The organism is Cryptosporangium phraense, assembly GCF_006912135.1.
Taxonomy (GTDB): Bacteria; Actinomycetota; Actinomycetes; order Mycobacteriales; family Cryptosporangiaceae; genus Cryptosporangium; species Cryptosporangium phraense.
In genome coordinates, this window is the sequence record NZ_VIRS01000007.1 from 101,917 (window position 1) to 111,602 (window position 9,686).

At 75.1% G+C, this 9,686-nt stretch carries 8 protein-coding genes and 1 pseudogene; 2 read left to right on the forward strand and 7 right to left on the reverse strand.

Annotation, left to right across the window (positions count from 1 at the left end):
- Positions 1-21: 21 nt before the first annotated feature.
- Positions 22-1,047, reverse strand: a complete 1,026-nt coding sequence (locus FL583_RS12210) for an ADP-ribosylglycohydrolase family protein (protein ID WP_205752057.1) — start codon at positions 1,045-1,047, stop codon at positions 22-24.
- 2 nt (positions 1,048-1,049) lie between these two features.
- The gene (locus FL583_RS12215; protein WP_142704713.1) at positions 1,050-2,111 is read right to left on the reverse strand and encodes an aldo/keto reductase; all 1,062 of its coding nucleotides are present in this window, start codon (positions 2,109-2,111) and stop codon (positions 1,050-1,052) included.
- A 73-nt stretch (positions 2,112-2,184) separates the two neighbouring features.
- Between FL583_RS12215 and FL583_RS12220 the strand changes: the two genes are divergently transcribed.
- Positions 2,185-3,123: an AraC family transcriptional regulator gene (locus tag FL583_RS12220; protein ID WP_170323615.1), complete on the forward strand. Its 939-nt coding sequence runs from the start codon at positions 2,185-2,187 to the stop codon at positions 3,121-3,123.
- Here FL583_RS12220 and FL583_RS40870 read toward each other — a convergent pair.
- The 5 genes and pseudogenes from FL583_RS40870 to FL583_RS12250 all read right to left on the reverse strand — a co-directional run bounded on the left by FL583_RS40870 (position 3,102) and on the right by FL583_RS12250 (position 8,366).
- Entirely contained in the window at positions 3,102-4,709 is a 1,608-nt protein-coding gene (locus FL583_RS40870) for a GGDEF domain-containing protein (RefSeq protein ID WP_205752058.1), read from the reverse strand. The genes FL583_RS12220 and FL583_RS40870 overlap by 22 nt on opposite strands.
- Before the next feature lie 67 nt (positions 4,710-4,776).
- Positions 4,777-5,892 carry a zinc-binding dehydrogenase gene (locus tag FL583_RS12230; RefSeq protein ID WP_205752060.1) on the reverse strand — a complete coding sequence of 372 codons (1,116 nt, stop codon included), beginning with the start codon at positions 5,890-5,892 and terminating at the stop codon, positions 4,777-4,779.
- Positions 5,893-5,978: 86 nt separating this feature from the next.
- Positions 5,979-6,935, reverse strand: coding sequence for a prolyl aminopeptidase (gene pip, locus FL583_RS12235; RefSeq protein WP_142704715.1), 957 nt, complete (start codon positions 6,933-6,935; stop codon positions 5,979-5,981).
- A 17-nt stretch (positions 6,936-6,952) separates the two neighbouring features.
- A pseudogene (locus tag FL583_RS12240) lies at positions 6,953-7,707 on the reverse strand (transposase).
- 134 nt (positions 7,708-7,841) lie between these two features.
- Positions 7,842-8,366 (reverse strand): hypothetical protein, encoded by a 525-nt coding sequence (locus FL583_RS12250; protein WP_142704716.1) that lies wholly within the window; start codon positions 8,364-8,366, stop codon positions 7,842-7,844.
- Between the two features lie 102 nt (positions 8,367-8,468).
- Here FL583_RS12250 and FL583_RS12255 point away from each other — a divergent pair, with 102 nt between their 5' ends.
- On the forward strand, positions 8,469-9,674 hold the full coding sequence (locus tag FL583_RS12255) for an MFS transporter (RefSeq protein WP_142704717.1): 1,206 nt from the start codon (positions 8,469-8,471) through the stop codon (positions 9,672-9,674).
- Positions 9,675-9,686: the final 12 nt, after the last annotated feature.

Consider the following 9,686-nt stretch of genomic DNA (forward strand, 5'->3'; position numbering starts at 1 on the left):
CGCCCGGCGGCACCGTGCGTTTCAGGTACGGGCCGCGCGCCGGTCACGAAGCGCGAGGAGCCGGTCGGCGAGCGTAGTGAGCGCGAGGCCGGGGTTGGCCGCGTGCAGGCGGCCGAGGATCCGCGGCGGCACCGCGCCGAGCCCGGTGTGCGCCCCGACGACGGCGCCGGCCATCGCTGCGATCGTGTCGGTGTCGCCGCCCAGCGCGGCCGCGTGCCGGGTGGCGTCCCAGACGGAGTCCGGGAACAGCGCGGCGACGGCCAGCGCGGCCGGGACCGACTCCTGCGTCGCCAGCCCGGTCCCGACCAGCCCGGCCACCGCGTCGAGCGGTTCCCCGGCTGAATCGACCAGGTCCCTGGCCCAGGTGATGCGCGCGGCGACGTCCGCGCCCGCTACGTAATGCCCCCGCTCCGCCCCCAGCCGCGCCGCCGCCACCGCCGCATCCAGCGACTCGGCCATCCCCCACCCGGCGACGCCCGCGCTCACCGCGGCCGCGACCGCCGCGGCCCCGGCGATCGCGATCCCCGTGTGGTGGGTCGCCCGGCTCGCGTCCTCGACCGCGTCCACCAGCCGGTCGAGCGGCTCGACCGGCACCCCGACGCCGATCGGCGCGATCCGCATCGCCGCGCCGTTCGTGTCGCCGGTCCGCCCGGCCTCCTCGGCCGGCACCCCGGCGGAGATCGCCGCCAGCGCCCGGCGCGTCGACGGCCCGAGCAGGTCGAGCGACCCGGCCGACCGCATCCGGTCTTCCCAGTCCAGCAACGCCGAGGCCAGGGCCGGCGGATCCACCGATCCGTCCCCGGCCGCGAACAACGACCCGACGATCACCGCCTGATCCGTGTCGTCGGTGACCCGCCCGGCCGGCAACCCCCGGCTGATCTCGTTCTCGTCCGGCCCGGGGTGCAGGTCGTCGAGCGCCTTCCCGTACCGGGCGAGGATCCAGGCCCGCGGCCGGTTCTGCGTCGGCATCCCGAGCGCGTCGCCGAGCGCCAGGCCGGTGAGCGCACCGACGGCGGCGGCCCGGCCGCGGCCGTCGGTGCGCGCCACGGCTACAGGTACGGGTCGAGCAGCACCCGGTCGGGTGCGCCGAGCCGGTCGGACGCGGCCGCCCGCTGGTGCCAGTACGGGTAGAGCAGCGGCGGCCGGCTGACCTGCTCGAGCGCGGCCACCTCGTCGTCGCTGAGCGTCAGTTCGGCGGCGGCCAGGTTGTCGGCCAGCTGCTCCTCGGTGCGCGCGCCGACGATCAGCGACGTCACCGCGGGCCGGGTCAGCAGCCAGGCCAGCGACACCTGCGCGCCGGACACGCCGTGCCCGTCGGCGATCTTGCGGATCACGTCGATCGTGGCGAACAGGCGGTCCGGGTAGTCGATCGGCGGCTCGCTCCAGTCCGAGAGCTGACGTCCACCGGCCGGGCCCTGCAGCTGGCCGTCGTCACCGCGGGTGTACTTGCCGGACAGCAACCCACCGGCGAGCGGGCTCCAGACCAGCACGCCGAGGCCCTGGTCGACGGCCGCGGGGAGCAGCTCGTTCTCGGCCTCCCGGCCGTGCAGCGAGTAGTAGATCTGCTCGGACGAGAACCGCGGCAGCCGGTCGCGCTCGGCCACGCCGAGCGCCTTCAGCAGCTGCCACCCGGTGTAGTTGCTGACCCCGACGTACCGGACCTTGCCCTGCTGGACGAGGGTCTCGAGCGCGCCGAGGGTCTCCTCCAGGCGGGTGTGCCCGTCCCATTCGTGCAGCTGGTAGAGGTCGATGTAGTCGGTCCGCAGGCGGCGCAGGCTGGCCTCGGCCTGGTTGAGGATGTGGTGCCGGGACAGCCCGGCGTCGTTCGGCCCGTCGCCCATCGGGAAGCGCACCTTGGTGGCGATCAGCCAGTCGGCGCGGCTGTTCTCCAGCGCCTCCCCGACGATCTCCTCGGACACGCCCGCCGAGTACATGTTCGCGGTGTCGACGATGTTCACGCCGTGGTCGCGGCAGAGGTCGAACTGGCGCCGGGCGGCGTCCACGCCGGTGTTGCCGATCGCGGCGAAGTTGCCGGACCCGCCGAACGTCATCGTGCCCATGGTCAGGGTCGAGATCCGCAGGCCTGAGTTACCTAGCTGGCGATATTCCATGCCCTAACCTTGCCCACCTGAGCCGAGACTATGAATGCTTGCACGTCCCCGGAACTTGCGCGAGAGTTCCGGGGTGACCGCCGATCCCCTGTCCGACGCGCTCGCTCTGGTGCGCGCCCGCTGCGTCATCACCGGCGGGTTCACCGCGTCCGGCGACTGGTCGGTCCGGTTCCGGCCGAGCGCGGCGCTGAAGCTCAAGGGTCTGGTCCGCGGCCGCTGCTGGCTGGTCGCCGACGGCCGGCCGCCGCAGCGGCTCGCCCAGGGCAACGTCGCGGTCTTCAACCGGCTGGACTCGTTCGTCCTCTGCAGCGACCCGGCTCTCCCTCCGGTCGAGGAACCCGAGGCGGTCCGCCCGGGTCCCGGCCCGCTCGACCGTTTCGGTGATCAGGGGGACGCCGACGACGGCGCCGTCGTCATCGGCGGGCACATCGACCTGGACCGCAGCGGCGACGAGCTGCTGCTGGCGGTCCTGCCCCGGCTGACCGTCCTGTCCGAGGCCGACGGGATCCTGCGCCTGCTCGAGCAGCTCCTGGACGAGCGGGCGGCGACCCGGCCGGGCGCGAACTTCGCCGCCGACCAGTACGCGCAACTGCTGCTCGTCCAGGTGCTGCGGGCCGTCCTGGAGCGGGGCACGGCGTCGCGGCCGGGCTGGCTGACCGTGCTGGCCGACCCCGACCTGCGGCCCGCGCTGTCGCTGATGCACACCGACCCGGGCCGGGCCTGGGGGCTCGACGAGCTGGCCCGGGCCTCGGCGATGTCACGCAGCCGGTTCGCGACCCGGTTCCGGGAGGTGTCGGGCCAGCCGCCGGTCGCGTACCTGACGCGGTGGCGGATCCGGCTGGCCGAGCGGGCGCTGCGCGAGACCGACACGACGGTCGCAGCGCTGGCGGCCGAGCTCGGGTACGCGTCGGAGAGCTCGTTCAGCCACGCGTTCGCCCGGACCGTGGGCGTCTCGCCGGGCCGGTTCCGCCGGGCGGTACGCGGCCAGGCTCAGGCGCCGACCGGGGCCTGATACCGGGTCCAGCCGCCGGTGCGGAGGCTCTTGCGGTGGTACATGGCCTGGTCACCGGCCCGGACCAGCTCCCGGACCCCGACCGGCCCGCCGGGCTCGGCCACCGCGACCCCGACGCTCACGCCGACGCTGACCCGCGCGCTCTCGACGTCGATCGGCTCCCGGATGGCCGCGACGACCCGGTCCGCGGTCGCCTCGACCAGGCCCTGGTCGTCGACGCCGGTGAGCAGGATCGCGAACTCGTCGCCGCCGAGCCGGGCGACCGTGTCGGTGTCCCGGACGCAGGCGCGCAGCCGCTCGGCGATCCGGCGCAGCAGCTCGTCGCCGGCCGGGTGCCCGTGGACGTCGTTGACCTGCTTGAACCCGTCCAGATCGAGGAGCAGCAACGCGACCGAGCCGGGCCGTGCCGGGGCGCGCCCGGCGCCCGGGGACGTGTCGATCCGGGTGAGGGCGTCCTCCAGCCGCGACTCGAGCAGGGCCCGGTTCGCGAGCCCGGTCAGCGGGTCGTGGTAGGCGCGGAACGTCAGCTCGGCGGTCAGCTCGAGCCGCTGCAGCGCCTCGGCGACGCGCACGCCCCAGTTCGCCAGGCTGAGCCGGGCGTCCGCGGCCAGGCGGTCGTCGGCGGCGACGCTGAGCACGCCGTAGGCGCGTCCGGCGGCCGCGATCGGCGCGACGAGCAGGCCGCCGGCGGCCGGCGGCACGCCGGTCGACTCCTGCAGGCGCGCGTAGTCCTCCCGGCTGAGGTAGTCGGGGTGCGGCCCGGTCATCCGGGCGGCCAGGTCGGCGGGCACCGCGTCGACGCGGACGTTCCGCCCGAGGACGCCCGCCGGCAGGCCGTGCCCGGCGACGAACCGCAACGGCCGAGACCCCGCGACGGCGCCCGGCCCGGCCACCGCGCCCGGCCCGGGCGGCGCGGGCGGCCCGGGCGGCTCCTGGCCTCGAGGGGCCGGGTCGTACAGCGCGAGCAGCACCCGCACGGATCCGGGCGCCGCCGCGACCTCGGCCGCGATCGCCACCGCGACCTCGGCCAGCGCCGTCCGGTCGGTCGCCGCGGCCAGCTGTTCCGCCCCGGCCAGGTGCGCGCGCTCGCGCGTCCGCATGCGGTCGTTCTGTTCGGCGATCCCGCGCAGGAACCGGACCATCGGCGGGACGAGCAACCCGAACAGCACGACCGCGACGTACTCCGGGGCCTGCAGCGGACGTCCCTCGACGACCCCGGCGACCAGCCGGGTCGCCGGGACGAGCTGGACCAGGATCAGCCGCAGCCCGAACTGCCGGGACGTGCCCCAGTAGCTGCGGAACAACAGCGCCCCGAAGTAGACCCCGTTGTCCGACACCCCCTCGACGACCAGGCACGGCGCCGCGACCAGCACCCACTCGAGCGGCTCGAGCCAGGGATTGAACCGGTCCCGGACCCGGCCGAGCACCCAATAGCCGAGCAGCCCGGCGACGGCCACGGCGATCAGCGTCCGGTCGGCGGCCGACCCGGCCGGGGCGGTCAGCGTCGCCAGGATCCCGACGCAGCCGGTGAACAGCGCGTAGAGCAGGAAGATCGTCTTCAGGCGCGAGAGCACCCGTCTGTCCACGCGCACCTCCGCCCGGTCCCGCTCCCCCTCCTGTCGGCCCCGGCGCGCCCGGACTGAGCCAATTCCGTCAGGGCACGAGCACGACGCGGCCCTCGGCGGCGCCCGAGGCCTGCCGCGACCAGGCCTCGGCCGCGTCGGCGAGCGGGTAGGTCTCGTGGGCGATCGTGAGCCGGCCGGCCCGGACCGCGTCGGCGACCGTGCGGATCGCGTCGGCCCGCTGGTCGGGGCTGAGCGCGACGTTGGTGTAGCCCAGAACGTCGAGTTGCTTGCTGCGGAGCGTCGCCGAGTCGAACGGGGCGGTCTCGGCGGCGGAGCTGCCGAGGTTCACCAGCCGGCCGCCGGGCTTCAGAACCTGGGCGGCGGCCGCGGCCGGCGGGCCGAACAGCGTGTCGAGGACGAGGTCGGCGCCCTCCGGGCAGGCCGCCCGGAAGCGGTCGGCGAGCACCTCGGCCTCGGCCACCGGGCCGTCGGCCACGACGGCGTCGATCGTGTCCGGCCGCGGCGGGTCCGGCGCCCAGGCGACGCCGCCGTCCGGCGCGCCGCCGGCCACCGCGTCGATCGTGCCGGGCCCGGGGAGCCCCGCGCCCCAGGCGACCGGTCCCCCGCCAAAATCTAACGGTATGACGACGTCCGCGCCGGCGTCGCGGGCCCGGTCCCGGGCCGCGGCCGAGCGGGCCGCGGCCAGGACCCGGGCGGCCCCGGCGGCCTTGGCGAACTGGATCGCGGCCTGGCCGACGACGCCTCCGCCGCCGAGCACCAGGACGGTCTCGCCGGCCCGGAGGCGGCCGCGCCAGGTCAGCGCGGCGAACGCGGCGACGGCCGACAGGCCGGCCGCGGCGACCGCGACCGGGTCGGCGTCCGGCGGCAGCGCGACCAGGTCGGCCTCCCGCACCGCGACGACCGACGCCATGCTCCCGTCGCCCGGCGCCATTCCGGCCGGGGTCGGGAACCACACGACCCGCCCCGCGTGCCGGCCGACGCCCTGCACGCCCGGCACGTACGGCGTGGCGGGCGTCCCGAAGTACGACGTTCCGGACGCGCACAGCAGGTCCAGCGGCGTGATCGGCGCGGCCAGCACCTCGACCAGCACGACGCCGGGCCCGGTCGCGGGGGGATCGACGTCGCCGACGACCGGCGCCGTTCCACAGGCGTGAATCCGCGCAGCGCGCGCTCGCTCGGCCATGGCGGCAGCTCCCTCGTCCGGACGGCGGTCCGGAGTCTGTCACGCGGCCCGGCCGTCCGGCGCGCCAACGGCTCAGATCACGGTCGTCAGCCCGCGAAGCGGTCGGTGGCCCGGATCAGCGCGTCGAGGATGCCGGGCTCGTCGAACGAGTGCCCGGCGTCGTCGACCAGGACGAACTCGGCCGACGGTAACGCGCGGTGCAGCTCCAGCGCGGTCACCGGTGGCGTGCACAGGTCGTAGCGGCCCTGCACGATGACCGTCGGGATGCTGCTCAGCCGCGGAGCGTCGGACAGGAGCTGACGGTCGGTGAACCACCCGGCGTGCCGGAAGTAGTGGTTCTCGATCCGCGCGAACGCGGTCGCGTACGCGGCCTCGCCGTAGCGGTCGACCAGCTCCGGACGCGGCAGCAGGCTGATGTTGGCGGCCTCCCAGCGGGCCCAGGCGGCCGCGGCCGGGCCGTGGACGGCCGGGTCGGGGTCGGCGAGCAACCGTCCGTAGGCCTCGACGTAGCCGCCGGGGCGGGCGTCCGGGACCGCGGCGGCGAAGGCCTCCCAGAGCTCCGGGCGGAGGTCGGCCAGGGTGCCCTCGTAGAACCAGTCGATCTCGCTCCGGCGGAGCGTGAAGATCCCGCGGAGGACGAGCTCGGTGACCCGGCCGGGATGGGTCTCGGCGTAGGCGAGGGCGAGCGTGGAGCCCCAGGAGCCGCCGAACACCTGCCACCGGTCGATGCCGAGGTGCTCGCGGAGTTTCTCCAGGTCCTCGACGAGGTGCCAGGTCGTGTTGGCGCTCAGGTCGGCGTGCGGCTCGGACGCGTGCGGGCGGCTGCGGCCGCAGCCGCGCTGGTCGAGCAGGACGATCCGGTAGCGGTCGGGGTCGAACAGGCGCCGGTGGTCGGGGGTGCTGCCGCCGCCGGGGCCGCCGTGCAGGAACACGACCGGCTTGCCGCCGGGTGCGCCGCACTCCTCCCAGTAGATCGAGTGGCCGTCGCCGACGTCGAGGAGTCCGGTGCGGCGGGGGTCGAGGGACGGGTACAGGGTGCGCATCGTTCCGAGCCTAAGTGCTACCTCGTAACTCGGTTCGGTCGGCGGTGTCCAGGCCTGGTCTGAGGTAAGACGGTCGCGGCGAGGTTGTGCATGTACGCGATTCCGCGGACGGCGTGTGCCACGCCGCCGCCGCGGCGGCGGCAGTCGCGGAGGATCGTCGAGTTCTTCATGCGCGCCAGGGCGCGTTCGATGCGGGCGCGGACGTGACGGTGCGACCGGTTGTGGTGTTCTCTCCAGTCCGGCAGCGGGGTCTTGTCGCGGTTGCGGCGGTGCGGGACGACCGCCCCGCGGCAGCGGGGTCCGCGGTAGGCGCCGTCGGCGATCACGGTCGCGCCGCGGGTGGCCCAGGCCGCACCGGAGTCTTCATGGGCGGTGCAGTCGTTGCGGTTGCCCGCCACCGGGTCACCGACCGCGACCACGAGTTGAGTGTCGGCGTCGATGATGACCTGCACGTTCACCGAGCAACGGTAGTTCTTCGACCGTGCGGTGAGGTCCTGGTCGCGGACCGGGCCAGGGTTGCGTCGTCGATGAGGACCCGCTCGGGTGAGTGCCGGCGCACGACCGACGAGAGTGTGAGCAGCGGCGCGAGACGGTCGATGATGCGCATCAGCACCCGGTCGGCCAGCGGCAGACACCACGGCCGGCCCGGCCGGCCGTCTGCGACCTGGGCGCCGCCCCGGCGAGCCACCATCGTGACCAGACGCCGGAACTGCCGCTCGGACAGGCCGGTGAAGACTGGGATCAGTTCGGTCCGCGACGCTGACAACACCACGACGAAGCACCCAACGACAACGACCCACCGCGGTTACGGGTCAGCCCTTAGGTCGACGTCGTCCCGATCCGCGCGGCCCCCCCCCCCCCCCACCTCCCCCCCCGCCCACCCCCCCCCCCCCCCCCCCCCGTGAGTCACCGGAGGAACGAGTCGACGATCCAACCGGTGGCGGTGCCGTAGCGGACGTGGCGCCAATCGACGGTTTCGCCGCTGGTGGCCGGGCCGGCCTGCAGCTCCGGGGCCCCCTCGGCCGCGTCGTAGATGCCGCAGGTTCCCTGGAGGATGCGGGCGATCTGGTCGGAGCTCGACGCCGGGTCGGTACGCATCCGCGCCGCCGGCGAGCCGATCACGCAGTACTCGGCCGGGCTCGGCGCGGCTTCCGCGGCCGGTTGGTCGGCGGAGGTCACGCCGGATGAGCTCACCGAGTCGCCGCCGTTGCCGTTGCCGTCGGATGGGGCGGCGCTGATCAGGAACCCGCCGAGGGCGGCCGCGGCGAGGATGATCACGGCGAGGCCGGCCCGGACGCCGTCGCTGAAGATCCACACGATCCCGACGATCAGGCCGGTGATGTGGCCCTCGGCGAAGAACAGCATGTAGAACACGAACGCCAGTCCGGCGATCGCCCCCGGTACGAGTAAGGCCGTGCCCACAGTCTCCATGCGGCGAAGCCCCCGGTTCGCGGCCGACGGGTCCAGAGTAGAAAGTGCGCGGCCGGCCTCGCGACCGGTGAACGGGGGGCAGGAACCGGATAGTGTTCGGCGGTGCGCGGGGCGGCGGAGCGGGTGGTTCCGGCGCGCCTCGGGGTGTCGTTCCGGTGGTTGCTGGCGTCGTCGTGGGTGACGAGTCTCGGGGACGGGGTGGCGGCCGCGGCCGGTCCGCTGCTGGTCGCTTCGCTGACCGCGAACCCGGTGCTGATCTCGCTGGCCGCGCTGCTGCGGTGGGCGCCGCCGCTGGTGTTCGGGTTGTACGCGGGCGTCCTCTCCGACCGGCACGACCGGCGGCGGATCGTGGTGCTGGCCGACGGGAGCCGGGCCGTGGTGCTCGCCGGGCTGGTCGGGCTGCTCGCGGCCGGGCGGCTCGGGGCGGTCGGCGCGCTGGTGGCGCTGGGGCTGCTGGCGACCGCGGAGGTGTTCGCCGACAACACCGCGGCGACGCTCACCCCGATGCTCGTTCCCCGGGACGACCTGGCGCTGGCCAACGCGCGCCTGCAAGTCGGGTTCGTGACGCTCAACCAGCTGGCCGGGCCGCCGATCGGCGCGGCGCTGTTCGCGGCCGGCGCGGTCTGGCCGTTCGTCGCCCAGGCGGTGCTGGTGGCCGCCGGGGTGCTGCTGGTGTCCCGGATCGTCACCGCGCCGGTGCCGAGGCCCCAGGAGAGAACCGGGCTCCGGGAGGGGTTCGCCTGGACCGTCCGGCACCCGGCCGTCCGGACGCTCGCGCTCACGATCCTGATCTTCAACGTGTCGTTCGGGGCGGCCTGGTCGGTGCTCGTGCTCTACGCCGGCGACCGGCTCGGGCTCGGCCCGGTCGGGTTCGGGCTGCTCACGACGGCCTCGGCGGCAGTTGGGCTGCTCGGCACCGGGCTGTACGGCGCGATCACGGCCCGGGTGAGCCTCGGCACCGTGATGCGCATCGGGCTGATCATCGAGACGCTCACCCACCTGGCGCTGGCCGTGACCACGTCGGCCGCGGTCGCGCTGGCGGTCCTGTTCGTGTTCGGCGCGCACGCGTTCATCTGGGGCACGACGTCGACGACCGTGCGGCAGCGCGCGGTCCCCGCGCACCTGCAGGGCCGGGTCGGCAGCGTCTACACGATCTGCGTGTACGGCGGGCTGGTCGCCGGCTCCGCGCTGGGCGGTGCGCTGGCCGCGCGGGTCGGCGTGACCGCGCCGTTCTGGTTCGCGTTCGTCGCGTCCGCCGCGTTCCTCGCCGGGCTCTGGCCCCAGTTGACGCGCATCGCCCGCGACTAGCGTCGCTCGGGA